27 protein-coding genes and 1 pseudogene are annotated in these 26468 nt (G+C 71.7%); 19 read left to right on the top strand and 9 right to left on the bottom strand.

Annotated features, from left to right (window positions below):
- A partial coding sequence (locus HALOF300_RS19160) for an OST-HTH/LOTUS domain-containing protein (protein ID WP_331716248.1) occupies positions 1-528 on the top strand: 528 nt, incomplete at its 5' end.
- Between the two features lie 6 nt (positions 529-534).
- Here the strand turns inward: HALOF300_RS19160 and HALOF300_RS19155 are convergent.
- Both HALOF300_RS19155 and HALOF300_RS19150 read right to left on the bottom strand, forming a co-directional pair.
- Entirely contained in the window at positions 535-1068 is a 534-nt protein-coding gene (locus HALOF300_RS19155) for a methylated-DNA--[protein]-cysteine S-methyltransferase (protein ID WP_231955610.1), read from the bottom strand.
- On the bottom strand, positions 1065-1940 hold the full coding sequence (locus HALOF300_RS19150) for a DNA-3-methyladenine glycosylase family protein (protein ID WP_197522680.1): 876 nt from the start codon (positions 1938-1940) through the stop codon (positions 1065-1067). Before HALOF300_RS19150 ends, HALOF300_RS19155 begins: the two co-directional genes overlap by 4 nt.
- A 118-nt stretch (positions 1941-2058) precedes the next feature.
- Between HALOF300_RS19150 and HALOF300_RS19145 the strand changes: the two genes are divergently transcribed.
- Positions 2059-3099: a zinc-dependent alcohol dehydrogenase gene (locus HALOF300_RS19145; RefSeq protein WP_231955608.1), complete on the top strand. Its 1041-nt coding sequence runs from the start codon at positions 2059-2061 to the stop codon at positions 3097-3099.
- A gap of 6 nt (positions 3100-3105) precedes the next feature.
- On the opposite strand, the gene HALOF300_RS19140 is transcribed toward HALOF300_RS19145, so the two are convergent.
- Positions 3106-3693 carry a GNAT family N-acetyltransferase gene (locus HALOF300_RS19140; RefSeq protein WP_231955606.1) on the bottom strand — a complete coding sequence of 196 codons (588 nt, stop codon included), beginning with the start codon at positions 3691-3693 and terminating at the stop codon, positions 3106-3108.
- Between the two features lie 96 nt (positions 3694-3789).
- Between HALOF300_RS19140 and HALOF300_RS19135 the strand changes: the two genes are divergently transcribed.
- Both HALOF300_RS19135 and HALOF300_RS19130 read left to right on the top strand, forming a co-directional pair.
- Positions 3790-4674, top strand: coding sequence for a hypothetical protein (locus tag HALOF300_RS19135; RefSeq protein WP_156742512.1), 885 nt, complete (start codon positions 3790-3792; stop codon positions 4672-4674).
- Positions 4675-4724: 50 nt separating this feature from the next.
- Positions 4725-5450 carry a VOC family protein gene (locus HALOF300_RS19130; RefSeq protein WP_156742511.1) on the top strand — a complete coding sequence of 242 codons (726 nt, stop codon included), beginning with the start codon at positions 4725-4727 and terminating at the stop codon, positions 5448-5450.
- Here HALOF300_RS19130 and HALOF300_RS19125 read toward each other — a convergent pair.
- A complete protein-coding gene (locus tag HALOF300_RS19125) occupies positions 5425-6312 on the bottom strand; it encodes an amidohydrolase family protein (RefSeq protein ID WP_156742510.1) in 888 nt (295 codons plus the stop codon). The genes HALOF300_RS19130 and HALOF300_RS19125 overlap by 26 nt on opposite strands.
- 106 nt (positions 6313-6418) lie before the next feature.
- Between HALOF300_RS19125 and HALOF300_RS19120 the strand changes: the two genes are divergently transcribed.
- Together HALOF300_RS19120 and HALOF300_RS19115 are read left to right on the top strand one after the other, a co-directional pair.
- A complete protein-coding gene (locus HALOF300_RS19120; RefSeq protein WP_156742509.1) occupies positions 6419-7198 on the top strand; it encodes an IclR family transcriptional regulator in 780 nt (259 codons plus the stop codon).
- A gap of 47 nt (positions 7199-7245) precedes the next feature.
- Positions 7246-8577, top strand: coding sequence for an FAD-dependent oxidoreductase (locus tag HALOF300_RS19115; protein ID WP_156742508.1), 1332 nt, complete (start codon positions 7246-7248; stop codon positions 8575-8577).
- A 28-nt stretch (positions 8578-8605) separates the two neighbouring features.
- On the opposite strand, the gene HALOF300_RS19110 is transcribed toward HALOF300_RS19115, so the two are convergent.
- Positions 8606-8836, bottom strand: coding sequence for a hypothetical protein (locus tag HALOF300_RS19110; protein WP_156742507.1), 231 nt, complete (start codon positions 8834-8836; stop codon positions 8606-8608).
- A 74-nt stretch (positions 8837-8910) separates the two neighbouring features.
- On the opposite strand from HALOF300_RS19110, the gene HALOF300_RS19105 reads away from it, so the two are divergent.
- Complete coding sequence (locus HALOF300_RS19105) at positions 8911-9864, top strand: GlxA family transcriptional regulator (protein ID WP_156742506.1); 954 nt, start codon at positions 8911-8913, stop codon at positions 9862-9864.
- A 1-nt stretch (position 9865) separates the two neighbouring features.
- On the opposite strand, the gene HALOF300_RS19100 is transcribed toward HALOF300_RS19105, so the two are convergent.
- On the bottom strand, positions 9866-11041 hold the full coding sequence (locus HALOF300_RS19100; protein WP_156742505.1) for a glucuronyl esterase domain-containing protein: 1176 nt from the start codon (positions 11039-11041) through the stop codon (positions 9866-9868).
- Between the two features lie 76 nt (positions 11042-11117).
- On the opposite strand from HALOF300_RS19100, the gene HALOF300_RS19095 reads away from it, so the two are divergent.
- Positions 11118-11972, top strand: a complete 855-nt coding sequence (locus HALOF300_RS19095) for an SDR family NAD(P)-dependent oxidoreductase (RefSeq protein WP_197522679.1) — start codon at positions 11118-11120, stop codon at positions 11970-11972.
- On the top strand, positions 11969-13915 hold the full coding sequence (locus HALOF300_RS19090) for an AMP-binding protein (protein ID WP_156742503.1): 1947 nt from the start codon (positions 11969-11971) through the stop codon (positions 13913-13915). Before HALOF300_RS19095 ends, HALOF300_RS19090 begins: the two co-directional genes overlap by 4 nt.
- A 38-nt stretch (positions 13916-13953) precedes the next feature.
- Here the strand turns inward: HALOF300_RS19090 and HALOF300_RS19085 are convergent, their stop codons facing one another.
- Entirely contained in the window at positions 13954-14526 is a 573-nt protein-coding gene (locus HALOF300_RS19085) for a dihydrofolate reductase family protein (protein WP_156742502.1), read from the bottom strand.
- A 109-nt stretch (positions 14527-14635) separates the two neighbouring features.
- Positions 14636-15826 carry an outer membrane protein assembly factor BamB family protein gene (locus HALOF300_RS19080; RefSeq protein WP_156742501.1) on the bottom strand — a complete coding sequence of 397 codons (1191 nt, stop codon included), beginning with the start codon at positions 15824-15826 and terminating at the stop codon, positions 14636-14638.
- Between the two features lie 135 nt (positions 15827-15961).
- On the opposite strand from HALOF300_RS19080, the gene HALOF300_RS19075 reads away from it, so the two are divergent.
- The 8 genes from HALOF300_RS19075 to HALOF300_RS19040 all read left to right on the top strand — a co-directional run bounded on the left by HALOF300_RS19075 (position 15962) and on the right by HALOF300_RS19040 (position 24186).
- A complete protein-coding gene (locus tag HALOF300_RS19075) occupies positions 15962-16510 on the top strand; it encodes a DUF5655 domain-containing protein (RefSeq protein WP_156742500.1) in 549 nt (182 codons plus the stop codon).
- A 248-nt stretch (positions 16511-16758) separates the two neighbouring features.
- Entirely contained in the window at positions 16759-20016 is a 3258-nt protein-coding gene (ileS, locus tag HALOF300_RS19070) for an isoleucine--tRNA ligase (RefSeq protein ID WP_156742499.1), read from the top strand.
- Positions 20013-21446, top strand: coding sequence for a bifunctional folylpolyglutamate synthase/dihydrofolate synthase (locus HALOF300_RS19065; protein ID WP_331716247.1), 1434 nt, complete (start codon positions 20013-20015; stop codon positions 21444-21446). Before ileS ends, HALOF300_RS19065 begins: the two co-directional genes overlap by 4 nt.
- Before the next feature lie 34 nt (positions 21447-21480).
- Entirely contained in the window at positions 21481-21687 is a 207-nt protein-coding gene (locus tag HALOF300_RS19060; protein WP_156742498.1) for a ribbon-helix-helix domain-containing protein, read from the top strand.
- The gene (locus tag HALOF300_RS19055) at positions 21684-22073 is read left to right on the top strand and encodes a type II toxin-antitoxin system death-on-curing family toxin (protein WP_197522678.1); all 390 of its coding nucleotides are present in this window, start codon (positions 21684-21686) and stop codon (positions 22071-22073) included. The genes HALOF300_RS19060 and HALOF300_RS19055 overlap by 4 nt, the downstream gene beginning before the upstream one ends.
- Before the next feature lie 62 nt (positions 22074-22135).
- The gene (locus HALOF300_RS19050) at positions 22136-22519 is read left to right on the top strand and encodes a DUF5655 domain-containing protein (protein WP_156742497.1); all 384 of its coding nucleotides are present in this window, start codon (positions 22136-22138) and stop codon (positions 22517-22519) included.
- A 35-nt stretch (positions 22520-22554) separates the two neighbouring features.
- Positions 22555-23559 carry a UDP-glucose 4-epimerase GalE gene (gene galE, locus HALOF300_RS19045; protein WP_156742496.1) on the top strand — a complete coding sequence of 335 codons (1005 nt, stop codon included), beginning with the start codon at positions 22555-22557 and terminating at the stop codon, positions 23557-23559.
- Between the two features lie 60 nt (positions 23560-23619).
- On the top strand, positions 23620-24186 hold the full coding sequence (locus HALOF300_RS19040; RefSeq protein ID WP_156742495.1) for a hypothetical protein: 567 nt from the start codon (positions 23620-23622) through the stop codon (positions 24184-24186).
- An 18-nt stretch (positions 24187-24204) separates the two neighbouring features.
- On the opposite strand, the gene HALOF300_RS19035 is transcribed toward HALOF300_RS19040, so the two are convergent.
- Complete coding sequence (locus HALOF300_RS19035) at positions 24205-24753, bottom strand: ATP-binding protein (RefSeq protein ID WP_156742494.1); 549 nt, start codon at positions 24751-24753, stop codon at positions 24205-24207.
- Between the two features lie 275 nt (positions 24754-25028).
- On the opposite strand from HALOF300_RS19035, the gene HALOF300_RS19030 reads away from it, so the two are divergent.
- Entirely contained in the window at positions 25029-25721 is a 693-nt protein-coding gene (locus HALOF300_RS19030; RefSeq protein WP_156742493.1) for a DUF222 domain-containing protein, read from the top strand.
- Positions 25699-26468 (top strand): annotated as a pseudogene (locus HALOF300_RS27100) (hypothetical protein); the annotation flags it as partial. The gene HALOF300_RS19030 and the pseudogene HALOF300_RS27100, both read left to right, overlap by 23 nt.

The following is a 26468-nucleotide window of genomic DNA, read 5'->3' as shown; positions in this document are numbered from 1 at the left end:
GACCCGGCCCCGACCCCCGAGACCCCGGACGAGGACGAGGACGACGAGGTCGCCGACGACACGACGGCGCTGGACGTCCTCGTCGCACAGACACTCGCGGGGCTGCAATCCTCCACGAGCGGGTCGGTGACCGCCTCGGTGCTCAAGCGCACCCTGCTCCGCAAGGACCCGACGTTCAGCGAGTCCGACCACGGCTACCGGACCTTCGGCGAGGTGCTCCGCAACCTGGCCGAGCGGGGCATCGTCGAGCTGGGCACCGGCCCGGCCGCCGGCGACCCGGAGGTGTCGCTGCCCGAGCGCGACGAGGCCGGCGACGCCTTCGCGCTGGTCGCCGCCGTGGTCTCCGAGTCCGACGGGCCGTCCGCCCTGTCCGGCCTCAAGAACCACCTGCGCAAGCGTCGCCCGGACTTCTCCGAGAAGGCGCTCGGCTACCGCAACTTCCTGCAGTTCTGCCGGGCCGCGGCGGAGGCCGGCGCGGTGACGCTGCGTTGGGACGACGACGCCGAGGACTACCTGGTCACCACCTGACCGAGGTCAGAACAGGGTCGAACCCCGGGACTCCAGGTCGAGGAGGAACTTCTTCGCGTCGATGCCGCCGCCGTAACCGGTCAGGTTGCCGCCCGCGCCGATCACCCGGTGACAGGGCACGATGATCGAGATCGGGTTCCGGTTGTTCGCGAGACCGACCGCTCGGGCCGCACCGGGCTGCCCGAGCGCGTCCGCGATCTGGCCGTACGTGCGGGTCTCGCCGAACGGGATCAGGAGCAACTGTTCCCAGGCCGCCCTCTGGAAGGACGTTCCCACCGGGGCGAGGCGCACGTCGAAGGTGGTCCGCACACCCGCGAAGTACTCTTCGAGCTGGGTCTGTACGTCCCGGAACGGCGCTGGGTCGGCGACCGCGCCCTCGGCGAGCGCGATGGTCCGGTGCCCCGGGTACAGCAGGCCGGTGAGCGCGCCGTCGGAGTCGGCGAGCAGCACGAGTGGCCCGATGGGGGAGTCGAGGTCATGGCGGTAGGTGGTGGCGACCTCTGTCATCTCCGTCATCCTGGCCCCGTTCGTCTCGGTCATGCTGCCTCCAGCTGGGCGTGCCGCCACAGGTGGTGAGCGGCATACGTGCGCCACGGTGAGAACTCCGTGCCGATCGGGTCCACCGGCGCGCCCCCGAGCCGCTCGGCCGCCCGCCGGAGCACCAGGTCGGTGCCACAGTAGGCATCGGGGTCGCCGAGGGCGCGCATGCGCACGTACTGCGTCGTCCACGGCCCGATCCCGGGGAGTGCGAGCAGGCGCCGCTCGGCCTCGTCGGCGTCGAGTCCGCCGTCAAGGTCGAGGCCGTCGGCGGCGGCCCGGGCGAGCGCGATCAGGGCCCGACGGCGCCCGGCCGGCATCGCGAGCGTCTCGCCGTCGTCCGGGTCTACCCGGGCGAGTTGCGCCGGGGTCGGGAACAGGTGCGTGAGCGCGCCGTCCGGCGCGGCCAGCGGCGTCCCGATCGTGCGCGCGAGCCGGGAGGTGTGCGTACAGGCGGCGGCCAGGGAGACCTGTTGGCCCAGGACGGCCCGTACCGCGATCTCGAACCCGCCCGCCTGGCCTGGTGCGCGCACGCCGGGCCGCGCACGCACGAGGGGGCCCAGCCACGGATGCTCACCCAGACCGGCGACGATCGCAGCCGGGTCGGCGCCCACGTCCGCGATCCGGCCGGCCGCGCCGGTCGCGGCGCCGAGGTCCGCGGGATGCGCGGCGACCTCCATGGTCAGGGCGGCCGCGCCCGGCGCCGGCCGCGCGATCGTGATCACACCGGGTCCGTGCGGCAGTGCCAGCGTGCGCCGGTAGCTGGCCGCGTCGATCTCCTCGACACCGACGATGATGCGCGCGGCGAGGTAGTCCCACAGGGCGTCCCCGTCGAGCGGCGGCGTGAACGGGAGCGCAACGGTCGTCGACGGCATGCGGCCCATCGTGTCACCCACGTCCGACACCGCCTCGGCGCGTCGACACCGACGGTGCCGGCGCACTAATCTGATTCCGTATCTAGAAGCGCAGTTCATGATAGAGAACGAGGCACCGATGCCCACGACCGTCCCGGCACAGATGCGCGCGCTCGTGCTCGCCGACTTCGGCAACCTTCTCCTCGAGGATCGACCCACCCCCGTGCCGGCGCCGGGGGAGGTGCTCGTGCGCATCGTGGCGACCGGGATCTGCGGCTCCGACCTGCACGGGTACACCGGCGAGAACGGGCGTCGCCAGCCTGGCCAGGTGATGGGGCACGAGACGGTCGGCGTGGTCGCGGCGCTCGGCGACGGTGCCACCGGCCACGCGCTCGGCGACGTCGTGGTGCTGAACCCGAACCTGGCGTGCGGGACGTGTGCTCGCTGCCTCGAGGGCAACGCCCACATCTGCGCCCGGCGCCGTGTGATCGGCGTCGACCCCGCCATCTCCAGTGCGTTCGCCGACTACCTCGCGGCCCCCGCGGCCAACCTCGTGCCGTTCGCCGGCGATGTCGCCGTCGGCGCCCTCGTCGAACCCCTCGCGGTCGGCTACCACGCGGCACTGCGCGGCGGGGTCGACGCGGACTCGCGGGTGCTCGTCCTCGGCGGCGGCCCGATCGGGCAGGCCGTCGCGATCGCCTGCCGCCGGCTCGGCGCGGCGTCGGTCCTCGTCTCGGAGCCGCACCCCGCCCGCCGCACGCTCGTCGCCCAGCTGGGGTTCGCCGTCGTCGATCCCGGCACCGAGGACGTGCACGAGGCGGCCGGCACCATCGACGTCACCATCGACGCCGTCGGCGTGAGCGCCACCCTGGCGACGGCCCTGGCCGCGACGTCGGCAGGCGGCACCGTGGTGCTCGTCGGCATGGGCGCACCGACCGTCGAACTGCCGGCCTACGCGATCTCGACGGCGGAACGCACCCTGGTCGGCGCGTTCTGCTACGCACCGGCCCACTTCGCGGACACGGCCGCATGGGCTGCGGGGGCGGTTGCGGAGCTGGCGCCGCTGATCTCGCGCACCGTCGGCCCCGAACAGGCGCAGGCGGCGTTCGCCGGCTTGGCCGACGGCTCGGACTCCGCGAGCAAGATCCTCGTGGCGTTCGCCCCGGACCTGCTCAACTGAGTCAGGTCACTCGGCACTCTCGGCGGGCGGCCGATAGGTGTGCCAGGTCTCGGTGATCTCGTAGCCGACCGCTCGGTTCATCGCCAGGCTCGCAGTGTTGACCGAGGCGCCACCGGTGCCGAACAGCGCCGCGCCGTCCGCCGCGTGCGCGAGGACCGATGCCGCCTTGACCGCGGTTGCGAGCCCCTGCCCCCGGTGCGACGGGTCGACGGCGGTGAACGCGGTCTCCACCAGGGCGCCGACCTCCTCGGTCGCGGTGATGGCGACGAGCACGCCGTCATGCTCCGCGCCGAAGACCCGGCCACGGGTGAAGAGATCCCTCGCGCCGGCCGCGTCCAGCGGCTCGTGGGAGGTCGCGATGCCGCCGGGGTAGTCGGCCGCCGTCGCCGCGTCCAACCTCAGGACCGCATCGGCATCCGAGACCGTCAGTTCGCGGATCCTCGTGCCGGACTGTCCGGCGCCGGCCACCACCTGGCCCAGCCCTTCGAGCAGTGCCGGCGTGACGCGCAGGCGGGCACCCCACGAGGTCGCGACAACTGTCCACCCGGCGCCCTCCAGCTCGGCGCAGCGCGGGTCGTCGGATCGGATCACCATCTCGGGCACCGCGCCATCCTGTCAGTCACATGCTGGCTGCCCTGCAAGCCCTCGACCAGTCGCGACACAATCTCGGTAGGACAGAGGAGGCTCGGCATGGGTCGACGATCGGTTGGTGCGGCGCTGGCCGCGGTCGTGGGACTGGTGCTCGCTGCGTGCGGCGGGCTCGGTGGGGCGCCGGGCAGCGGAGGTCCGCCGGACGACGGACCGACGGTCGACGGCACCACTGCCGACCCGTCGGGCGTGGTCCTGGTCGGCATGGGACTGATCATGCAGGTCGGTGACGAGCCGCCGCAGCTCTGCCTCGGCGCCGTCGCCGACTCCTACCCGCCCCAGTGCGGTGGGCCGGAACTGATCGGCTTCGAAGGCTGGTCGGGCATCGAGCACGAGTCCGCGTCGGGCAGCACCTGGGCCAGCGCCTGGGTGGTCGGCACCTATGACGGCACCTCGTTCAGGCTGACCGAGCCGGCGACCGCGGAACCGCCGGCCGGGTGGGAGCCGTCCGCCGACCCGTCCCCGGACTTCCCGCAACTGTGCGACGACGACGCCGCCCGGGCCGGTGGCGGCCCCACTGGTTCCGACCTCATCACCCAGCAGTCGGAGTTGTCGATGTTCCTGGAGACCTACGACGGGTACGTGCTCAGTTACGTCTCCGGGGGAGGCGACGTCATGAACGTGCTGGTCTCCGGTGACGCAGCCCTGGCGCGGGCGCAGTTCCGGGCGATCTACGCCGGGCCGCTGTGCGTGCAGACCAGTGATCTGCCGCTGCAGTCCGACGTCCGCGCCGCGCAGGACGCGCTCAACGCCGTCTGGGAGGACCTCGACCTGCTCTCCAGCGGCAGTGGCGTCAGCGGACTGCTCGAGGTGCAGCTCGTGGTCGCCGACCCCGCGCATGTCGAAGCCGTGACCGAGGTAGTGGCCCCGTGGCTCGAGCCGGACGAGCTGGTCTTCAGCGGCGCGCTGGAGCCGTTCCCGAGCTGACCGGCCGGTCCTACGACGGTGGGGCGGGCGGCCCCACGTACGGTGGAGTGATGGGCATCGAGTGGATGACGGCCTTCCTCGACCTCCCGGCCGCCCGCAGCCACGCCGCCACCAGGTTCTGGCTGGACGTCACCGGGTGCTCGCTCTCCGAGCGCCGGGGGCCTGCGGGGGAGTTCGCGACGCTGCTCCCGCGCTCCGGCGCGCCGTACCTGCGGACCCAGGTGACCGGCGAGTCCGAGCCAAGGATCCACCTCGACCTGCACACCGGTGATGTGCCGGGTCTGGTGCGCCGGGCGCTGGACCTTGGCGGCACGGACATGACCCGGGCAGGCGTGCCGACGGTGGCGACACCCGGCGGTCTCCTCGTCTGCGTGGTGCAACCGCAGCCCGGCGCCGAACTGCCGCCCTCGGAGTTCTGGCCGGGGGTTGGCCGCAGCATGGTGGACCAGGTCTGCCTCGACGTCCCGCCGAGCCGCTACGACGGCGAGCTCGAGTTCTGGACCGGCCTCACCGGATGGGCGCGCCGTGATCTCGGGGACGGTGAGTTCGAGCGGCTGACCGGGGTCGGCGCCCTCCAGGTCCTCGTGCAGCGGCGCCAGGACGACGTCGGGCCGGTCCGGGCCCACCTGGACCTCGCCGCGGACGACCCGGGCGCGGAGGTCGCACGCCATCTCGCACTCGGTGCGCGGCACCGCTTCGACGGGCGCGAGTGGGTCACTCTCGAGGATCCGGCCGGCATGCCCTACTGCGTCACCGCGCGCCGACCGGGTCGGTGACCGGTGCCGTCAGCCCGAGCAGCCCCGCCATGGTGCCGCCGAGCACGGCGGCCGACGATCCGCCGTCGAGCCCTGAATACGACCGGACGGTCTCCAGAGCCTGCCGATAGGTCAGGTGCGGGCGGGAGACCGGGAAGTCCGAGCCCCACGCCAGCCGCTGCGGCCCGAAATGCTCCAGCAGGTCCGCCAGGACCCGCCGGTCGGTGTAGGGGAAGTCCCAGGTGCGCTCGGTCAGGTAGTGGAATCCGCTGACCTTCACGTACACGTTCGCCACCGTGGCGAGGTCACGCAGGGCCGCGGCCTCGGCCGGTGCATCGGACCCGACATGGCCCTGATGGTGGATCAGCACCGGCACGTCCGGGTGCGCTCGCGCAGCCGCCGCGACGGCGCCGAACCACGCCGGCCGCGCGTGCAGCGAGAGGAGCAGGCCATGCGCGGCGAGCGTGGCGAGGAAGCCCGCCGCGTCGTCGCCACCGAACCAGTCGTCGGTCTCGTCGGCGAGGTAGTGGGTCACCCCGGCCACCCGCCCGACGGCGTCGCCCGCCTCCGCGAGCGCCCTCGCCAGCCGCTGGGGCGCGCCGGGTAGGTGGTACTCGGGTGTCCAGCGTGAGTCCACGTCGAGGGCGACACTCAGGCGGTCCGGGTGCTCGGACGCGGCGGCGAGCACGTAGTCGTTGTTGCGGGTGTTGTCCGTGCGGTCCTCGTCCCCGCCGATCCCTGCGCAGACCACCAGGGCCCGGTCCACGCCCGCCGCATCCATCTCGTACAGCAGCGAGCCGACGCTGCCGCGGGTGAGCGGGTCCGGCACGGCGGCCGGATAGGGCCAGCGCGCCCAGGCGTGGGCGTGCGCGTCGACGATCACGGGACCACTCCTCGGGCCGGTGGGGCGTGCGCGGAAAGCCTAACGAACAGCCAGCGGTTGTCCATAGTGAAGTATCGTTCGACATAGTGAACGACAGGGGACAGTGGTGGACAACGAACGACGGACCGGCGCACCCGCGCTCGCCCGCGGCCTGCGCGTGCTGGAACTGCTCGCCGACTCCGAGAGCCTGAGCCTCACCGAGGTCGCGGTGGCTCTCGACCTGCCGAAGTCGAGCGCGCACCACCTGATCGGCGCACTGATCGACGCCGGCTGGGCCGAGCGCGACCCCGCCACCATGCGGGTGACCCTCGGTCTGCGTGCCTGGGAGGTCGGCCAGGCGTACGACGGTGCCCAGAGCCTGAGCCAGCGGGCCCGCCCGTTCATGGACGCCGTGCGGGACGCGACGGGCGAGACAGTCCGGCTCGCGATCCGGTCCGGCGCGGACCAGGTCTGCCTCGCGAAGAGTCACGGCACCCACAAGCTCGTGTTCGACCAGCGCATCGGTGCGCGCCTGCCGTGCCACGCCACCGGCCTCGGCAAGGCGCTGCTGACGGCCCTGGACGACGCCGGCCTGACGGAGCTCTACGGGAACGGCGAGCTCGAGGTCTTCACCGAGCACACCCGGCCGGACGTCGCGTCGTTGCGGGCGGACGTCTCGGCGGCGCGGGCACGGGGCTGGGCCGAGGACGACGGCGAATACATCCTCGGCATCCGATGCGTCGCCGTGCCGGTGTTCGACCGCGTCGGCGAGGTGGTCGCGGCGCTGTCCGTGAGCGGCACCACCGCGCGGTTCTCCGCGGAGCAGGCGGACCGGTGCCGTCACGAACTGCAGCAGGCGGCCGGTGAGCTCGCGCAGCGCCTAGGAGAGCACACGCTGCCGGCGTAGGCCGAGCGCGTTCGCCATCGAGATATCGACGTCGAGGGAGATGAAGAGTGGGTACCGCACCTGACCTGGCCGAGCCGTACGACGTGGTGGTCATTGGAGGAGGCCCGGCCGGGTACCCGGCGGCCGTGCAGGCGGCGCGGATGGGGGCGCGCACGCTCCTGGTGGAGAAGAACGGCGCCCTCGGCGGCACCACCACGGTGGCCGGTGTGTTCACGACGTCGCTCTTCCATGCCTGGGGCCGGCAGGTCATCGCCGGCATCGGCTGGGAGGCCGTCACTCGGGCCGTGGCTCTGGCGGGGGACGCGCTGCCGGACTTCACCGACTGGGACCGACCGCACTGGAAGCTGTCCGTGCGCGTGACGCCGGTGATCTACTCCGCGGTCCTCGACGAGCTGGTGACCGACGCCGGCGTGGACGTCCTCATGCACACGATGCTCGGGGACGTGACGCAGGATCCGGACGGCGCTCACCTGACCCTGTGCACCAAGGAGGGTCTGGTCGGCGTGCGTGCCGCGATGGTCGTCGACGCCACCGGCGACGCGAACGTCGTGGGTCAGGCAGGTCTGCCCCGCCGCCAGCACGAGGAGTTGCAGCCGGGCACGCTCATGGTCCGCCTCGGCGGGTACGACGTCGATTCCCTCGACCTGGACGCCCTGGACACCGAGTACGCCGTCGCCGTCGCCGACGGGCGGCTGCGGGCGGACGACTTCAGCAGCGCCGACGCGCCGCTGCGCACGCTCCTGCGCAACAGGGGCCTCAACGCGATCCACGTGACTGGGATCAAGGGTGCCACCAGCGCCGAACGGACGGGTGCGGAGATGGCGGGCCGGGCGGCCCTCCTGCGGATCCTCACGTTCCTCAAGGGCCAGCCGGGCCTCGCCGCCACCACGGTCGACTGGGCGGCCCTGGAGACCGGCATCCGGGAGACCTCGATGATCGAGGGCCTGGTCACGATCACCGGCGATGACTACGCCTCAGGCCGGTTGTGGGAGGACGCGGTGAGCTACAGCTACTTCCCGATCGACATCCACCGGGCAGACGGCGCCGGCGTGGACTTCCGGATGCTCGAGGTCGGCACGTTCCCGACCATCCCGCTGCGGGCGCTCATTCCTGCGGGTAGCGAGCGGATCGTCGTGGCCGGCCGCTCGCTCAGTGCGGACCGGGTCGCCAACTCCGCCGCCCGGGTGCAGGCCTCCTGCATGGCGATGGGGCAGGCCGTGGGTGCGCTCGCGGCCCTGGCGGGGCCGGCCGGGGGAGCCACCCGGGTGGCCGTGGACGAGGTCCGCAGCGCCATTCGCGCGGACGGCGCGATCGTGCCGGGCGACCCGGGGACGCCGCACGCCACGGCTGCTTCAGGCGGTGCCGCGACGACCGGGTGACGTCTCGCTCAACCGAGCGGCGATGCGCTCACGCGCGTGGCTCCCAGTCGGAGGACGTCGATCGTGCCCGACCGAGCGGTCGGCGGCTCAGCGTGTCCGCGCCGGCGAGGAGGTCGGCACGCACGCGCTCGGCGTCACGGTCGGTGCCCCGCCTCCAGTACGGCTCGGCGTCGCGGTTGCGACGGTCGTCGCGGTGGAGCAGGAATCCCAGCAGTGCGATGGCGAGGACGGCGAGCGCGAGTTCCATGTCAGTCATCATGCGCTCGCAGCATCTCTGCCACGAGTGGCAGAGATGCCATTGCGCGCAGGATTCCAGCCACCTACGCTGTGCCCATGGCACTGCACCGCATCGCCGCGCTGCTCCTGGAGCCGATGGCCGCGTTCGAGTACGCGGTCGCGGCCGAGGTCTTCGGGCTCGACCGCACCGATGACGGCGTCCCACCCTTCGAGTTCATCACCGCCGGCCCGGTCGTCGGGGAGCCGGTCGGGCTCAACTCCGGCGGCGCCATCGTGCCTACCCATGCGTGGTCGGACGCGATCGACGCCGACCTCGTCGTGGTACCGGCCTCCGCGATCCGGGAGGACTACCCGGCGGACCTGCTCGACGTGATCCGAACCGCGCACGCCCGCGGCGCCACCATCCTGACGATCTGCTCCGGCGCCTTCACGCTCGCGGCGACCGGCCTGCTCGATGGCAAGAGGGCCACCACCCACTGGCGCTACCTCGATCTGTTCCGGCAACGGTTCCCGCAGGTCGATGTCAGCATGGATGTGCTCTACGTGGACAACGGCTCGATCATCACCGGAGCCGGGACGAGCGCCGGCATCGACGCGTGCCTGCACCTGGTCCGGCGCGAGCTCGGCGCCGGCGTCGCGAACGTCATCGCGCGCCGAATGGTCGTGCCGCCGCAGCGCGACGGCGGGCAACGGCAGTACGTCCAGGCCCCCGTGCCCGAGTGCACCGCCGACAGTCTGCAGCCGATCCTGCTGCACGTGCTGGAGAACCTGCATGAGCCACACTCCGTCAGTTCACTCGCCCGCCACGCAGTGATGTCGGAACGCACCTTCGCGAGGCGGTTCGTCGCCGAGACCGGCACCACGCCGCACCGGTGGCTGTTGCAGCAACGCGTGCTCCGCGCCCGCGTCCTACTGGAGCGCTCCGACGCCTCGATCGAGCAGATCGCCGGTGACGTTGGCTTCTCCTCCGCCGCGTTGCTGCGCGCGCACTTCCAGACCGTCGTCGGCACCTCGCCCCAGCGCTACCGCCGCGCCTTCTCCACCACCTGATCTAAGCGCCCCGCCGGGTGCTGGTCGCCGCGGTGGCCGATGCCACTGGGGCTGTCGATCCTCGCTCGGCGAGCACACGATCGGCCGCGTCGAGCGCCTGCCCCCAGTCCCCGGCGGTGAGATCGTGGCCGCCGGATCGCACGTGGTAGGAGAGCCGGCCGCCGACCCGCCTACCCACGGTCGGCAGTGACACCGGCTCCTCGCCCTCGACCCGGGTACCCGTGAGCGCGAACGACTCATACGCCGGCGAGGCGGCCACGGTGGCCAGGTACTCGCCCAGCGGGTCCGCCCATGCGTCCTCGACCGCGCTCGCGACGTGCAGCGCGCGCGGTGCGATGAGCGCCAGCAGCTGATGGGCGTCCACCGGGAGGTCGTCCTCGCGGTCGGCGTAGCCGGCGAAGCCGGGCGCGAACCAGTGCGGGAAGTTCGTGGTGATGGCTGCGATGGTCTCCTTGCCCGGCCCGTGGTGCCGGTGCAGGGCCGCTCCGCCGCAGCCCGAGTCGTTGGACACCACGACGGCGAACCGCTCGTCCTGCGCGCCAGCCCAGAGGGCCGCCTTGCCGAGCCGGGAGTGCCCGATGGCCACGGCCGCCGCCGGGTCGATCCCGGGTACCTCGGCGACGGCGTCGAGGATCCGGCCGAGCCCCCACGCCCAGGCGCCGATCGCGCCCCAGCCCTCGGGGTCAGCCGGGTCACGGAGGAACAGGCCCCGCACGCCGTCGGACGCGTGACCGGGAGCGTCGACCTCGATGTCGTCATAGTGCGCCGTGGCGACCGCGTAGCCCCGCCGTAGGATCTCCCCGTACGGCCACCGGGACGCCCGCGCACCCCGCTCCGTCTCGGCGTTGCGGCGGATCCGCACGCCCGGTGCCGGGGTCGTGGTGTGGTTGCCGGCGAAGTTGAGGCCGATGACCACCGGGACCGGGCCGGTTGCGCCCTCGGGCACGTGCACGAGGACCGGCACGACGCGTTCCCCGAGCGGGCCGGCGACCGTGACGTCCAGGTCCGACCGGTGCCCGCCGCGCACCGCCTCGGTGCCGCGGTCCTCGACCCCGGCGGTGCTCCCGCCGGCAGGCGTCCGGCCGTAGACGTGCCGCGCGAACGCCTCGAGGAGTTCTCCGCGGCGCTCCGGCCACTCGTCCGGCTGGGTCAGGGACAAGGCTGGCAGTTCGAGCATGCTGGCACTCCATCGGCTGGACCGTCGGGTCGGGCCGAGCGTAGTTGACCCGACGGCGGCGGTTAGGCTCGCGGGCATGCGGGGGAACCAGGGCTGGCCGGTCGGCGTGCGCGCGCTGCTCGGCATGGCCGGCTTCGGCCCCGGCCCTGATGCCGTCCGCGAGGTCGTGGCAGGGCGCACCGTGCTGATCACCGGCGCGTCGCGGGGCGTCGGCGAACGGGTCGCGATCCGCCTCGGGGCCGTTGGCGCGCACGTGCTGCTGCTCGCCCGCGGCGAGGAGGTCGAGGACGTCGCGGAGCGGATCCGGACCCTCGGTGGCCGGGCCGACACCTACCGCGCCGACCTGCGCGACACCGACGCCGCCCGCGCAACCGCCGAGACGATCCTGACCGACCACGGCACCCCCGCCGTCGTCATCTCCAACGCGGGGCACAGCATCCGGCGCCGCCTCGCCGACTACACCGACCGCTTCCACGACGTGCAGCGACTGACCGGCGTCAACGCCCTCGGCCCGATCGCCCTGCTGCTGCCACTGCTGCGGGAGATGACTGCCGACGGTGCCGGTCACCTGATCTCCGTGGCGTCCGCGAGCGTGGACGTGCCCAGTCCGGGCTACTCCGCGTACGCGGCGAGCAAGTCCGCGTTCGAGGCGTGGCTGCGGGCCGTGGCCCCCGAGCTGGCGACCGACGGCGTGGCCGCCACGTCCATCCATCTGCCGCTCGTGCACACCGCCATGAGTGCCCCGACCGCGCACTACGCCACCGCGCCCGGCCTCGGTGCCGACGACGCGGCAGCGCTCGTCTGCCGGGCGATCGTGGACCGGCCGCGGCTGATCGCGCCGTGGTGGGCCCGGCTCGGCGGCGCGGTCGGGGCGCTCGCCCCCGCGACCTCCGACCTGCTCCTGCGCACCGTGCTACGGAACCGGTGGTGAGTCACCGGTCCGGTTGGCATGCCGTCCCCGAGGCCGCCGCGGTGCTCGGCGCGATGGCGCCGCGGCCGGCGGACCTGCCCGCGGTGGGCCCATTGTGGCGCTATGGCACCACCCTGCCCGGTGCGGCCCTCGCGGCCGCACGCCGGAGCCCGCACGGCCCGGTACTCGTCGATCAGCTGGGCCCGCTCGACGGCGAGGGGTTGGCCCGGGCGGTCGACGTCGCAGCCGCGCGGCTCACCGGGGAACTGCGCGCTGCCCGCGACTCCCGCGCGGCCCCGGCCGCTCGCCCCGCCCGGGGTGCGGCCGGCGGCGAGCCTTCGCCACGGATCGCCGTGCATGCCCGCGACCACCGCGGCCAGGTCGCGACCGTGATCGCGGCCGGTGCGCTCGGCGTGGACGTCGTGCTCATCGGCCCGAGCGTCGGCACCGCTCGGCTGCGCTCGATCCTCGGCCGGGCCCGCCCCGACGTCGTGGTCCACGACGACGCCACCGGCGCCGGCCTCGCCGCGGCCGTCGGCCCCGGCATCCGGCACTACGACTGCTCGCCGCGGACCGACCCGGCGGCCGTTCGAGGAGAGCCCTCGGAGGGTCCCGCACGCCCGGCCGATCCATGGCGACGGCGACGGGTCGGGACGCTGCACCTACTCACCTCCGGGACCACGCACACCCCACACGCGACCGCACGTCCGGGGGTGCGCCGCGCGCAGCTGGCCACCGTGCTCAGCCTGCTCGCGGCGCTCGGGTTGCGCCGTGGCGAGCCGGTACTCGTCACCGCACCGCTGTCGCACGGGCACGGGCTCAGCGTGTTCTCGGCGGCCCTGGTGATCGGCGCGCCGGTCGTGCTCGGCCACGGCCAGAACCCCGAGCGCTGGGCCGAGCTCATCCACACCCACCGGGTCGGGGCAGTGCTCGGTGTTCCGGCGCAACTCCTAGGGCTCACGCAGGTGCTGGAGGCATCCGCGGCCCGCCCACCACTGCGTCGGATCGCGGCCGGCTCCGCGCCGCTGCCCGTCGACCTCGCCGCCCGGATCGAGGCGCTCTACCCGGGCGCTCTCGTGGATTTCTTCGGCACCAGTGAGACCGGCACCGCCACGATCGCGACCGCCGCCGACCTGCGCGACGCGCCGGGGACGGTGGGCCGCCCCGCCACGGGGGTTCGCCTGCGGATCCGCGACGACGACGGCGCCGACGTGCCCGACAGCGTCACGGGACGACTGTGGCTCCGCTCGCCGTGGCGGGCCGCCGACACCCCGGGCGGCTTCGTGGCCAGCGGTGACATCGGCCACTTGGACCCACAGGGTCGCCTGTTCCTGGCCGGGCGCGTGGACGACGTCGTCGTGGTCGGCGGCCACAACGTCCACCTGGGCGAGGTGCGGGACTGGTTCCTGCGCCAGCACGAGGTGAGCGACGCCGTCGTCCATGCGGTGCCCGACGAACGCCTCGGGTGTGTCCTGCACGTGGAGGTCGACGGCGTCAGCATCGACGACGCGTCCCTGCTGGAGCGTGCCCGGGACGAACTGGGCTCGGCCCGTGCGCCACGGCGCGTTGATACGGTGGGTGCGGGGCAGGCACTCACAACGCCCGGGCAGCGAGGCCCGGGGCCGTCACGGCACGAGGGGAAGTCACGCGTGAGCCAGACCGAGGTACCGACGATCGTCCGCAACGACGCGGAAGGGCAGTACGAGATCTGGGTTGGAGGGACCAGGGCCGGGATCGCCGCCTTCCACACCGAGGCCGCCGGCACCGCGTTCAGCCACACCGTCGTCGACGACGAGTTCGCCGGCCAAGGGCTCGGCAGCGCACTCGCGCGCGGTGCCCTCGACGACACCGTCGCCCGGGGCGAGACGATCGTGCCCTACTGCCCGTTCATCGTCGCCTACCTGCGCCGCCACCACGACTACGACGACGCGGTGCAGTGGCCGGACCCCGACCAGGGGCGGTGACGCACGGCACCGGCCGGGTGCTGCAGCGGCTCGTCGACCTAGGCAGGGGCTGGCGCGTCGGGCGGCCCGTCGAGCACCGTCGGCCGGTACTCGAGCATCTGCAGCCGGCCGTCGAACACCCGGTGGTCCAGCAGGTCGAGCCGGACGTCGGGCCAACCTGCGTACATGTTGTCGTAGCCCGTCGCCCCGTTCACCACCGGGAACACCACGACCCGGTACCGATCGACCAGCCCGGCGGTCAGGAGCGTCCGGCACAGCGAGAGGCTCCCGAGGGTGTGTAGGGCGACGCCGTCGTGCTTCATCGCACGCACTGCCTCGACCGCGTCGCCACTGACCAGCCGAGTGTTCCGCCAGCCCAGTGGCTCGGCCAGCGTCGAGGAGAACACGACCTTCGGCTGCGCGTCCAGCGGTCCCGTGCCTTCGGCGCCGTTGGCGGCGAAGGCGGACATCAGATCGTAGGTCTTGCGACCCATCAGCACCGTGTAATCGGTCGGTTCACTCGCCATCCACTCGAAGTACTCGGGGCCTTCCATGCCCCAGAACCCCGGCCAGCCCTCGGCGGCTCCATAGCCGTCGAGCGAGGTGATCACGTCCACGGTCAGTTCCGACATCGTCGTCGCCCTCCCCAGGTCTCAGGTGACCAGCCACGCTAGATGGGGCCAGTGGTGTCGGTAAAGGGAAGTGCCGGATCACTGGGCTCTGCGTCCAGACCGCTGGGGATCACGGGCGGTAACCCACCCAGCGTGGCCCTCCACCGTCGACCAGCGCCCAGGCCCACAGCCGACCACCGGCACTCTCGTACCGGATCACCTCGACGCCGTCGGCCTGCGGCATCGGGCCCGACCACGTCACCTCCCCGGTGTGCCGGTCCAGGGCGCGGATCTCGGCGCCGGTGATGAACACCACGTGCTCGGCATCGGTGGTCACGAAATCGTGGGGGCCGCTGGTGCGCCACCGCTCGTCGCCGGTGAGCGGATCGACGCTGATCCACGCCTCGCCATCGCGGACGCCGATCACCCCTCCGGAGGCGAAGACGACCTCGCGTTCTTCGGACCAGAGCGTCGTCCCGGCTGTGTCGTGGATCGTCGCCGCGTCATCGGTGGCCGTCAGCACGAGCGGCGGGTCCCCGGCGGCGGCGACCAGGGTGGGCGTGCGGTCGCGGTCGGTATAGGACAGCCCGAGCTCGATGCGCTCGCCCGTGGTCACGTCCAGGAGCGCCAGGTCGTACACGCAGAAGCCGATCCCGGACCGGAAGTCGTCCACGCACTCGCGCCATGCGGACATCAGCAGGTGACGGCCCGAGACGGCGACCGCATGCCCGGGGGCGTCGCCGTCGTCATGGGAGAACACCTCGCTACCGTCGGCCGCCAGGCCCATGACACGCGAGTCGGCCCCGGTGCGGACCACGAGGACGTCCGCCGTCAGGCCCAGCAACACGCCCATGTCCTCGACCTCCTCGCGCTGCCCGGTCGCAGCATCCAGCGTGAACACGCCACCGGCGTCCGCGCAGGCGATCCGCCCGCCCCAGAGGCCGGCCTCGCACGTCGCGTCGGTGGGATGTGTCCACCGGGGCTCGCCGTCCGCGGCCGCGAGGCCCACCAGCATCGGGTCGAGGCAGGCGTCATCGGTGGATATCACCACGACGGAGTCGGCGGCCCATACCCGTTCGAAGCCGGTGCACCCGGCATGCGGCGCGAGCACGGTGCCGGGGAGGTCGGCCACCCAGGCGGAACTCGGTGACCCGGCGTAACCGGCGATCCCCTGCTCGGGCGCCCCCTGCCCGGACGGCCCTCCGCCGGTCCGACCGAGAACGACCGGGGCGACCACCACACCGACGATCACGGCGGTCACCACCACCGCTCCGAGGGCGATGAAGGGGCCGCGGCGTCCTGTTCCCGCGTCCTGTGCCATGGGTCACCTCACCGTCCGGCCCGCCGCCTGACTCGAGTATCGGGGCAGCGGGGGGCTCGTGTGCCAGATCGGGGCGCGGAACGCTGCGGGGCGCGTCATGATGGTGCGACCACACCCTCCGGAGGGAACGCCGACATGGCAAGCCTCGATGACGCCGTCGCCACTCAGGTCGCCAACATCGAGGCGACCTCCGGGCGCACCATCGCGCAGTGGACCACCGAGATCTCCGAGGCCGGGCTGACCAAGCACGGCGAGATGATCGCCTGGCTCAAGTCCGAGCACGGATTCACCCATGGCAACGCCAATCTCGTGGCGACGCGGGCTCGCCAGGGCGACGCCCCGCCGTCGGATGGTGAACTTCTGGCGGCCCAGTACGCCGGCGCGAAGGCCGCGCTGCGACCCATCCACGACGCGATCCTCGCTGCCGCCATCGCGCTCGGCGACGACGTCGAGGTCGCGGTCAAGAAGACCGGGGTGAGCCTGCGCCGGCACAAGCAGTTCGCGCTCGTGGAGGCGCCTTCGGAGAAGCGGGTGGTGCTCGGGCTGAACGCCGCCCATGTCGAGCCCACCGAGCGGTTGGAGGCCGCCACCGGCATGTGCAATCGGAGGGTGTTCCTCACCGACGTCGGGCAGGTGGACTCCCAGGTTCGGTCCTGGTTGCGGGCCGCTTACGAATCAGCGTGACGTCGGCGCTAGACTCGCGCACAGAGGCATTGACCCGGCCATCACCGGTGAGCCTTCCGGAAGAACGGTCGGCCCGCCCGCGGGCCGGCTCAGTAGAACCGGAACGGGTGGGCCCGTCATAGCCTTCAAGGAGCGGTCGGGTGCCCTCGGGCATGCGGCAAGCGAGGTGGTACCGCGGTACGTCCCGAACCCGGGCGCGCATCGTCCTCGTACGGCAGGCAACCCGTACCCACGAAGGATCCGCGCAGATGGCCACCCAGCCGAGCGAGCAGCACTACCCCCGCCACACCCAGGCCGACGGCGTAGCGAACTCCCCGAGTTTCCCCGAGCTCGAAGAGGGGGTGCTCGCGTACTGGGACTCCGACGGCACGTTCCAGGCCTCCATCGACCAACGGCCGGCCGGCGAGGACGGGTCGAACGAGTTCGTCTTCTACGACGGGCCGCCGTTCGCGAACGGGCTGCCGCACTACGGGCACCTGCTGACCGGGTACGTCAAGGATGTCGTGCCCCGGTTCCAGACGATGCTCGGCAAGCGGGTCGAGCGCCGGTTCGGCTGGGACACGCACGGCCTTCCGGCCGAGCTCGAGGCCGAGCGGATCCTCGGGATCAACACGAAGGCCGAGATCGAGGAGATGGGGATCGAGGCCTTCAACGCGGCCTGTCGTGACTCCGTGCTCCGGTACACCAAGGAGTGGGAGGAGTACGTCACCCGGCAGGCCCGGTGGGTGGACTTCGAGAACGACTACAAGACGCTCGACGTCACCTACATGGAGTCGGTGATCTGGGCATTCAAGCGGCTCTACGACAAGGGCCTGGCCTACGAGGGCTACCGGGTGCTGCCGTACTGCTGGCGCGACGAGACGCCGCTGTCCAACCACGAGCTGCGGATGGACGACGACGTCTACCAGATGCGTCAGGACCCGGCGCTGACGGTCGGGCTGCGGCTGGAGACCGGGGAGCTCGCGCTCATCTGGACCACCACCCCCTGGACGCTGCCCTCGAACCTGGCGATCGCCGTCGGGCCCGAGATCTCCTACGTCGTGGTGAGCCCCGGTCAGGGCGCGCTCGCGGGGGAGAAGGTGCTGCTCGCGGACTCCCGCCTCGGCGCGTACGCACGCGAGCTCGGCGAGGACCCCGAGGTGCTGGAGCGGCTCACCGGCGCCGAGTTGGCCGGGCGTTCCTACACGCCGCCGTTCCCGTACTTCGCCGGCCACGAGAACGCTCATCGGCTGCTCGCCGCGGGCTTCGTCTCCACCGAGGACGGCACCGGGCTGGTGCACCTCGCGCCCGCGTTCGGTGAGGATGACATGGCGGTCTGCGACGCCGCGGGGATCACTCCTGTGGTGCCGGTGGACGCGGCCGGGAAGTTCACCGCCGAGGTGCCCGAATACGCCGGGCTGCAGGTCTTCGACGCGAACCCGAAGGCGATCGCCGACCTCAAGGGCGGGACCGGCGCCGTCGGGCAGTTCGCGCCGCAGGTGCGCCCTGTGGTGGTGCGGCACGAGACCTACGATCACTCCTACCCGCACTGCTGGCGCTGCAAGAACCCGCTGATCTACAAGGCGATGTCCTCGTGGTTCGTGCGTGTCACCGAGTTCCGGGACCGCATGGTGGAGCTGAACGAGGAGATCACCTGGGTCCCCGAGCACATCAAGCACGGTCAGTTCGGCAAGTGGCTCGCGAACGCGCGGGACTGGTCCATCTCCCGGAACCGGTACTTCGGCACGCCGATCCCGGTCTGGGTGAGCGACGACCCCGCCTACCCGCGGGTCGACGTGTACGGCTCGATCGCCGACCTCGAGGCGGACTTCGGGGTACCGGTGACCGACCTGCACCGCCCGTTCATCGACGAGCTGACCCGGCCGAACCCGGACGACCCGACCGGGGTGTCCACGATGCGTCGGATCCCTGATGTGCTGGACGTCTGGTTCGACTCCGGGTCGATGCCGTTCGCCCAGGTGCACTACCCGTTCGAGAACGCCGATTGGTTCGAACACCACTACCCCGGCGACTTCATCGTCGAGTACGTCAACCAGACCCGCGGCTGGTTCTACCTGCTGCACGTGCTCGCCACCGCCCTGTTCGACCGGCCCGCGTTCCGCACCTCGGTGTGCCACGGCGTGGTGCTCGGCTCCGACGGGCGCAAGATGAGCAAGTCGCTGCACAACTACCCGGACGTGAACGAGGTGTTCGACCGCGACGGGTCGGACGCGATGCGCTGGTTCCTGATGGCCTCACCGATCCTGCGCGGCGGCAACCTGATCGTCACCGAGGAGGGGATCCGGGAGAACGTCCGCCAGATCCTGCTGCCGCTGTGGAACACCTGGTACTTCTTCAGCCTCTACGCGAACACGTGCAACGACGGCGCCGGCCTTGATGCGCGCGCGCCGTCGCCGGAGGAGGTCGCCGACCTCGACGACATGGACCGGTACCTGCTCGCGCGGACGCGCATCCTCGTGACCGGGGTGCGCGCGGACCTGGAGGTCAACGACATCCCGAGTGCGTGCGCGAAGGTCCGCGAGCACCTCGACGTGCTCACGAACTGGTACGTGCGCACCTCTCGGCAGCGGTTCTGGGACGAGGACGAGGGTTCCTACAACACCCTCTACACCGCGCTCGAGGTCCTCACCCGTGTGATGGCGCCGCTCGCGCCGCTGGTCTCCGAAGAGGTCTGGCGCGGGCTCACCGGCGACCGTTCGGTGCACCTGACCGACTTCCCTGATCCGGAGAACGCAGGCGATGCCACGGCATCGGCCCTGCTTCCCGACGATGAGCTCGTCGCGGCCATGGATGCCGTCCGCGACGCCGTCTCCACCACGCACGGCCTGCGGAAGGCGAACAAGCTGCGCGTGCGCCAGCCGCTGCGCAAGGTGCGCGTCGTGGTCCCCGACACCGCGGCGCTCGCACGGTTCACGGACCTGATCGCTGAGGAGGTCAACGTCAAGGACGTGCAGGTGCTCGACCTGGCCGACGGAACGGCCAGCGACTACGGCGTCTACACCAAGCTGACCGTGAACGCCCGGGCCGCCGGTCCCCGCCTCGGCAAGGACGTCCAGAAGGTCATCGGCGGCGCTCGCGCCGGTGCGTGGGAACGGTCCGACGACGGCGTGGTGACGGTCTCCGGGATCGCGCTGGAGGAAGGGGAGTACTCGCTGAGCACAGAGATCGAGGACCGGTTCGGCGACTCCATCGCGGCCGGCGTGCTCGACGGCGGGGGGTTCGTGGTGCTCGACCTCGAGCTGGACGACGAACTGATCGGCGAGGGCTATGCCCGGGACGTCATCCGCCAGGTGCAGGACGCCCGCAAGGCGGCCGACCTGCACGTCGCCGACCGGATCTCGCTGCGACTGGCCGTGCCCGGCCAGTGGGTGCAGGCCGTGACGGACCGTAAGGAATTCATCGCTGCCGAGACGCTCGCGCTCTCGGTCGCCGTCGACGTGTCGCCGGTCGTCTCCGAGGACGGCGACCACGGCGTCGGCATCGATCTTGAGAAGGTCAGCCTGTGAACGTCACCAGCCACCGGTACGGATTCGGCGAAGAGGACAAGCCGAAGGTCTCGCCCGTCGAGCGGGCCGCGGAGGAGGCCGCCGAGGCCGAGGCCAAGGCGATCTACTCGGCGATCCTGACCCGCGCTCCCGAGCACGACATCGACCCGACCATCGATCGGGTCGCGGCACTGGTCGAACTGCTCGGCGACCCGCAGAAGTCGTTCCGTGCGATCCACCTGACCGGCACGAACGGGAAGACCTCCACCTCACGGATGGTGGAGCGGCTGCTGCGCGAGCTCGGTCTGCGCACCGGACGGTTCACCTCCCCGCACCTGCACACGGTCCGCGAGCGGATCGCGATCGACGGCGAGCCGATCTCCGCCGTCCGGTTCGTGGAGGTCTGGCGCGACATCGAGCCGTACGTGGCGATGGTGGATGCCCAGCTCGAGGAGAAGGGGCAGTCCAGGCTGAGCTTCTTCGAGGTGCTCGCCGGGTTCGCGTTCGCGGCCTTCGCCGATACGCCCGTGGACGTGGCCGTGGTCGAAGTCGGGCTCGGCGGGGAGTGGGACTCCACGAACGTCGTGGATGGTGAGGTGGCGGTATTCACGCCGATCTCGCGGGATCACGAGCGCTGGCTCGGACACACCATCACCGAGATCGCGACCGTGAAGTCCGGCATCATCAAGGCGCTGGACCCGGGCGCCATCGTGGTGACCGCCGAACAGCCCGAGGAGGCGGCCGCCGTCATCGCGGGCGTGGCGCAGGCCCGCGGGGCCCGGGTGGTCGCCCAGGGCTACGACATCGAGGTGGTCAACCGGACCGTCGCCGTCGGTGGGCAGCTCATCGACCTGCGTGGCACCGGTGGGCTCTACACCGAGATCTTCCTGCCGCTGCACGGTGCCCACCAGGCGCAGAACGCGCTGCTGGCGCTGGTCGCCGTCGAGCAGTTCACCGGCGGGGGAGCACTCGACGGCGGCGTGGTCGAGGCCGCGTTCGCGGACGTCGACTCGCCCGGACGCCTCGAACTGGTCCGGCGCAGCCCCACCGTGCTCGTCGACGCGGCGCACAACCCGGCCGGCGCCCAGGTGCTCGTCGACGCGCTCGGCGAGGCGTTCGCGTTCCATCGGCTCGTCGGCGTGGTCGGGATCATGGCGGACAAGGACGCCGAGGGCATCCTGAGCGTCCTCGAACCGGCCCTGGACGAGATCGTGATCACCCGCTCGACGTCCATGCGGTCGATGGACATCGACGACCTGGCCGACATCGCCCGGGACATCTTCGACGAAGACCGGGTGCACACGGCCGAGCACGTCGGGGAGGCCGTGGCAATGGCCGCGGACCTGACCGAGCAGGGTGACTCCGACCAGGTTGCGTCCGGCACGGGCGTGCTCGTGGCGGGATCGGTGATCCTGGCCGCGGAAGCGCGGGCGCTGTTCCGGCGAGATTAAGGGCTGACCAATACCACTTTGATACCGTCGGTGCATGGCTCTCACGGTGCGAACTGATGATGAACTCGAAGGTGCGCTGACGGCGCTTGCCGCGGCCGAGGGAACGTCCCGGCAGGAGGTCATCCGCCGAGCAGTGCTGGAGCGCTATGCGCGCAGCAGTCACGTCGCGCGGGTCGATGAGAGTTCCGACCATTTGATCGAGCGCTGGTCCGACGTGCTCGACCGGCTCGGTTCGGTGTGAGGGACAGGAGCGAACCGGGACGGTGCGCGTACCTGGACCTTGAGGATGCATTGCGCCTCGTCCGTGCCCTGGGAACCGGGCCGGTGCGTGACATCGGTCTGCTCGACTCCACGATGCAGCGGCCCCGCTCGACCGCCTTCGGAGCCGACGCCTATCCGGACCTTGGACTCAAGGCGGCGGCGCTACTGCACTCGCTGGTGAGGAATCACGCGCTCGTCGATGGCAACAAGCGACTCGCGTGGCTGGCCACCGTGGTGTTCATCGACCTGAACGGCCACGAGCCGGAACTTGACGATGAGGCTGCGTTCGAGTTGGCGATGCGCGCCGCCGCGGGCGAACTGGAACTACCCGAGATCGCACTCGCCCTGCGCCTGCGCAGGAGGTGACCGGCCCGCGGTGCGCCGGCGGGCTTGTTCGCGCGTGTTCCGGGGAAGGTATGTTCGAGCCCATGGTGACAGCGGACTGGACAGTGGAGGACCATCTGCGGGACAAGCCGGCCAACGCCGTCGCCCTCTACGAGCGGTTCGTCGAACTGGTCGCGGCGTGCGGACCGTTCACGTACGCCGTCGCGAAGACGACCATCACGGTCAAGGGCACGCGGCGCGGGTTCGCGGGCGCCCGGCCCACCGAGAAGGGCCACCTGGTCGGCTACCTGGACCTGCAGCGTGTGGTCTCCGACCCGCGGATCCGCAACGCCGCGCCGTACACCAAGCGACTGTTCGTACATCACTTCCGGGTCAGCGACCTGGCCGAGCTGGACGACGTGTTCGCCGGTTGGCTGGCGGAGGCCTATCAGGTCGGCGCGGGGGCGCACCTGGACCCGAAGGTCTAGGTCGCGGTCAGCGACCGCCCACTAGGCTGACGCCCGTGAAGGTACTGGTCACCGGCGGCGCCGGCTACATCGGGTCGGTGACCGCGACGGCGCTCGAGCAGGCCGGGCACACCCCGGTGATCCTGGACTCGCTCCTCAGCGGCCCGCGCGCGTTCACGGCGGGGCGGATCTTCTACGAGGGTGATGTCGCCGACCGGGACCTGCTGCGCCGGGTCGTCGCCGAGCACCCCGACATCGAGGCCACCATCCACATGGCGGCCCGGATCGTGGTCCCGGAGTCCGTCGCGCAGCCCTACCTGTACTACCGGGACAACGTCGCCAAGTCGCTCGAGCTCTTCGACGAGCTGACCGCGCTCGGCAGGCCACGGGTGCTGTTCTCCTCCTCGGCCTCGCTGTACGCGCCGAAGGATGGGTTCGAGGTCACCGAGTCGGACCCCCTCGAGCCGACGTCCCCGTACGCGCGCACCAAGCGGATCATCGAGCAGATCCTGCAGGACCTGGCCGTCGCGACCGATCTACGCGCGGTGATCCTGCGCTACTTCAATCCGATCGGGTCGGACCCCGGCCTCACCAGCGGTATCTACGACAAGGAACCCTCGCACGTGCTCGGCCAACTGGTCCTCGCGGCCCGCGGGGAGCAGGAGGCCTTCACGATCACCGGCACCGACCTGCCTACCCGGGACGGCACCGGGATCCGCGACTACATCCACGTGTGGGATCTGGCGCGGGCGCACGTGCGCGCGATCGAGACGTTCGACGACATCCTCGCCGGGGTCGAAGCACCGAGCGTCATCATCAACGTCGGCACCGGCTCAGGCGTGACGGTGCGGGAGCTGATCGGCGCTTTCGAACGCGTCGCCGGTGCCGACGTGCCAACGGTGACGGCACCGTCCCGCCCAGGGGACGCCGTCGGGGCCTTCGCGAACGTGGACCGGGCGACGGCGTTGCTCGACTGGCGCGCCGAACTCACCCTGGAGGAGGCGATCGCGTCCGCACTGGCCTGGGCGGATCGACGTGCGCAGGTGCTCGGCCAGGGCTGACACGCTGACGCCAGCATGGCACTACTCTGCTTCGTCAGGGCCGAGGGGAATGAGGCGATGATGCGCGACGGGTTGAAGGTGATCGGCGCCGTGGTGTTGTCGGCGCTGCTCGTTGCGTGCTCGGCGAGCGACCCGGAGCCGGGGGCCGCGACGAGCACCGGCTCCGATGTGACCGTTGCCGATGCAACGGAGCCCGCACAGGTCTGGGATCGGGACACCGTGCTGGCCGCGCTCACCGACGCCCGAGATCAAGTAGCAACCGGCGACCTCACCGAGATCACGCGGGCGATCGACGGCCAGCAGCACTGGTGCGTGCCCGTCGACGTCCTGTACTACTGCGCGCTCGCAGGCTGGGCCGAGAGCCCGCTTCCCGGCTGGTCCGAGCCGGAGCCCGCCGAGCCGGCCACGAACCCCGATGGCAGCGACGTGCCGGACGGTGACCTCTCGTACGCCGAGACCTTCGCGCAGTTCCAACGGCTGAGCGCCGAGGAGCAGCAGGCGTTGCTCCTGACCGACCTCGAAGCGGCGGCGGGTGCCACGGGCAAGGCGCTCGAGTCGCACTATCTGGCGGCGGCCGGTCCCGACCTCGACCCCTCCTTCTACACGGCATTCCCCGACCTCGCCTGACCGCAGGCCCGCTCTGGCTCAACCCGCCAGAAGCGCCGCCAGGTCGGCGGCGACGGCTCGAGCGTCCTTCCCGTCGGTGCGCAGGACATGGTCCGACGGCGTCCGTTGCGCCTCGTAGTAACGGCGCCGATAGAAGTCGTCGAGTTCGGGACGACCGGGGTCGGTCTCGAACCGGCGTCGCCAGGTCGCGGGTTCGGCGTGCAGCTGCACGCTGACCGTCGGCAGCCCGGGCGGCGCGAGCGAGCGGACCAGGTCTTGCATCCGGGCGTCCTGGAACACCCAGGTGACCAGGAGGAGGTCGATCCCGGCGGCGCCGGCGTTGGCGATCACAGCACGCAGGTTCGCCTGCACCATCCCTGTCGTCCGATCGCTCACCTCCCAGGGCTGGTGCGCCCAGAGGGCATCCACGTCCACCCACTGGGTGAGGAGGGTGCCGCCGACGGCGAGCTTCAGGAACTCGCGGGCGACCGCGGTCTTCCCGATTCCTGGCGCACCACCGAGGAGGGTCAGACGCATCGGAGCAGCCCGCTGACGGGCGGGATCTGGCGTGGTGACCGGATCTGGCATGCCTGCACGGTGGCAGTCATTCGGGCTCGGATCAACCGGATTGACTGCGCGGGCCGCAGGGCGCTGATCCGCTGATCGCATCGGACTGACCTTCTTCCTGCCGCGGTCCCCAGGCCGCACTCAGCCGCGCGGTGGTGACCCGACCTTGGACGTGGCTGGTTCATCGCGTGTGCGGGGTGCGCGGCACGGTCAGCTCGCTTCACTATTTCCTCGTTTTCCTTGGATTTCCGGGGGTTTCGGGGGTGTTGTCGGTGGTCGGTCGTAGTGTTTTGGGTATGGCGCAGGAGCTGGTGGGCGGTGCGGCCCGGGGTGAGGACGAGGGGTCCTCGCGGGTGCAGTTCTGGCCTGCCGAGCCGGGCTCGGTCCGGGTGCTGTTGGCCTCGCAGCGGTCCGGGCTGGAGGCGGCCCTGTCGGCGATGGTGGCGGTGTGGGAGGCGTTGCCGGAGGCGGCCCGGTTGGCGCAGATGCTCCCGACGCCGGCGCTGATGACACGCATCCTAGCCCTGGATCTTGACGAGGCGGATGATGCGACGTTGGTGGAGGTCGCGGCGGCTGCGCGGCGGGTGCAGGCGGCTGCGCAGGAGACGTTGACGAGGGCGGCGGCGATCCTGGCGGAGCGGTCGGCGATGAACCAGCCCGCGCTGGCTCTGGTCACCGGTGGGGAGGCGTGCACCGCTGGTGATGAGCTTTCGATCCGATTGACCGCGCCGAGGTATGAGTGTTTGTCGTTGGTGCGGCAGGGCATCATGCTCACCACGATCCTGGCGAAGACCGGGACCGCGTTGCGGCTGGGCCGGATCGATGTGGCGAAGGCCAAGGCGATGGTCGACGCGTTGTATGAGGTGCCGTGGCAGGCCGCGATGGCGGTCGAGGACCTGGTGTTGCCCAGGGCGGCGGGTCGAACGCCGCAGCAGTTGCGGCGCGATATTTCGAAGGCGTTGATCAGTGTCGACCCCGATGGCGCATGAGCGCGCCCAGCGCAAGGCGCGTGGCCGGAAGGTCACCCGGCCCCGGGCGTTGCCCGACGGGGCGGCGTCGATGTGGATCGAGGGGCCTGCTCCGGAGGTGTTGGCGTTGGATGTCGCGCTGGACGCCGCGGCCCGTGCGGCGAAGGCCGATGGTGATGACCGCACGTTGGACCAGTTGCGGTTCGACTCCCTGGCCGGGGTTGCCTCGCACGCGTTGGCCACCGGGGAGTTCCCTGATGGCACCAAGTTGGCGGACACGGTGGGTGGGCGTCGGCCGGAGATCCACGTCACGATGGCGATCGAGCACCTGTTGCCCCCGGACGCCCTCGCCGGTGGGAACGTCGTCATCGTGACGGGCCAGAGCGCCGGGGCGGGCCAGGACTCTGCCCCGAGCACCCCGCCCGAGCCGGACGTGGCCTCTGCGGCGCCGACCACTGCGGCGCCCTCCGCGCCGATCGTGGCTGGCCCGGTGGTGCGGGGTCGGTGTCGGGATCCGTTGTGTCCGAACTCAGCCGCGCCTCGGCAACCCGGGGCTGGGACCGGTGTGGCGGCGTCGGATCCGCATGCCGATCATCCGGATCCGCCGACCCGGTCGATCGATCCGGAGTCGGTGCCGATCCTGACCGGGTACGGGCCGATCACCCCGGTCACGGCGCGGGCGATCGCGGCGGGTGGGATCTGGCGGCGCCTGGTCACCGACCCGCTCTCGGAGGCGGTGCTGGATCTGGGGCATACCCGGTACCGGCC

It is taken from the genome of Occultella aeris (assembly GCF_902703175.1).
In the GTDB taxonomy this organism is placed as follows: Bacteria; Actinomycetota; Actinomycetes; order Actinomycetales; family Beutenbergiaceae; genus Occultella; species Occultella aeris.
Note: the sequence above shows the minus strand (reverse complement) of the source record. Positions and strands in the feature narration are given on the sequence as shown.

Coding starts and splice junctions, on each gene's coding strand:
- HALOF300_RS19085 (WP_156742502.1), bottom strand. CDS start 14,526: ATGTCGGAACTGACCGTGGACGTGATCACCTCGCTCGACGGCTATGGA.
- HALOF300_RS19135 (WP_156742512.1), top strand. CDS start 3,790: ATGGGTCGACGATCGGTTGGTGCGGCGCTGGCCGCGGTCGTGGGACTG.
- HALOF300_RS19150 (WP_197522680.1), bottom strand. CDS start 1,940: ATGCCGTCGACGACCGTTGCGCTCCCGTTCACGCCGCCGCTCGACGGG.
- HALOF300_RS19100 (WP_156742505.1), bottom strand. CDS start 11,041: ATGCTCGAACTGCCAGCCTTGTCCCTGACCCAGCCGGACGAGTGGCCG.
- HALOF300_RS19080 (WP_156742501.1), bottom strand. CDS start 15,826: ATGGCACAGGACGCGGGAACAGGACGCCGCGGCCCCTTCATCGCCCTC.
- HALOF300_RS19105 (WP_156742506.1), top strand. CDS start 8,911: ATGGCACTGCACCGCATCGCCGCGCTGCTCCTGGAGCCGATGGCCGCG.
- HALOF300_RS19130 (WP_156742511.1), top strand. CDS start 4,725: ATGGGCATCGAGTGGATGACGGCCTTCCTCGACCTCCCGGCCGCCCGC.
- HALOF300_RS19060 (WP_156742498.1), top strand. CDS start 21,481: ATGGCTCTCACGGTGCGAACTGATGATGAACTCGAAGGTGCGCTGACG.
- HALOF300_RS19155 (WP_231955610.1), bottom strand. CDS start 1,068: ATGACCGAGACGAACGGGGCCAGGATGACGGAGATGACAGAGGTCGCC.
- HALOF300_RS19095 (WP_197522679.1), top strand. CDS start 11,118: ATGCGGGGGAACCAGGGCTGGCCGGTCGGCGTGCGCGCGCTGCTCGGC.
- HALOF300_RS19050 (WP_156742497.1), top strand. CDS start 22,136: ATGGTGACAGCGGACTGGACAGTGGAGGACCATCTGCGGGACAAGCCG.
- HALOF300_RS19075 (WP_156742500.1), top strand. CDS start 15,962: ATGGCAAGCCTCGATGACGCCGTCGCCACTCAGGTCGCCAACATCGAG.
- HALOF300_RS19040 (WP_156742495.1), top strand. CDS start 23,620: ATGCGCGACGGGTTGAAGGTGATCGGCGCCGTGGTGTTGTCGGCGCTG.
- ileS (WP_156742499.1), top strand. CDS start 16,759: ATGGCCACCCAGCCGAGCGAGCAGCACTACCCCCGCCACACCCAGGCC.
- HALOF300_RS19030 (WP_156742493.1), top strand. CDS start 25,029: ATGGCGCAGGAGCTGGTGGGCGGTGCGGCCCGGGGTGAGGACGAGGGG.
- HALOF300_RS19140 (WP_231955606.1), bottom strand. CDS start 3,693: ATGGTGATCCGATCCGACGACCCGCGCTGCGCCGAGCTGGAGGGCGCC.
- HALOF300_RS19110 (WP_156742507.1), bottom strand. CDS start 8,836: ATGATGACTGACATGGAACTCGCGCTCGCCGTCCTCGCCATCGCACTG.
- HALOF300_RS19035 (WP_156742494.1), bottom strand. CDS start 24,753: ATGCCAGATCCGGTCACCACGCCAGATCCCGCCCGTCAGCGGGCTGCT.
- HALOF300_RS19145 (WP_231955608.1), top strand. CDS start 2,059: ATGCCCACGACCGTCCCGGCACAGATGCGCGCGCTCGTGCTCGCCGAC.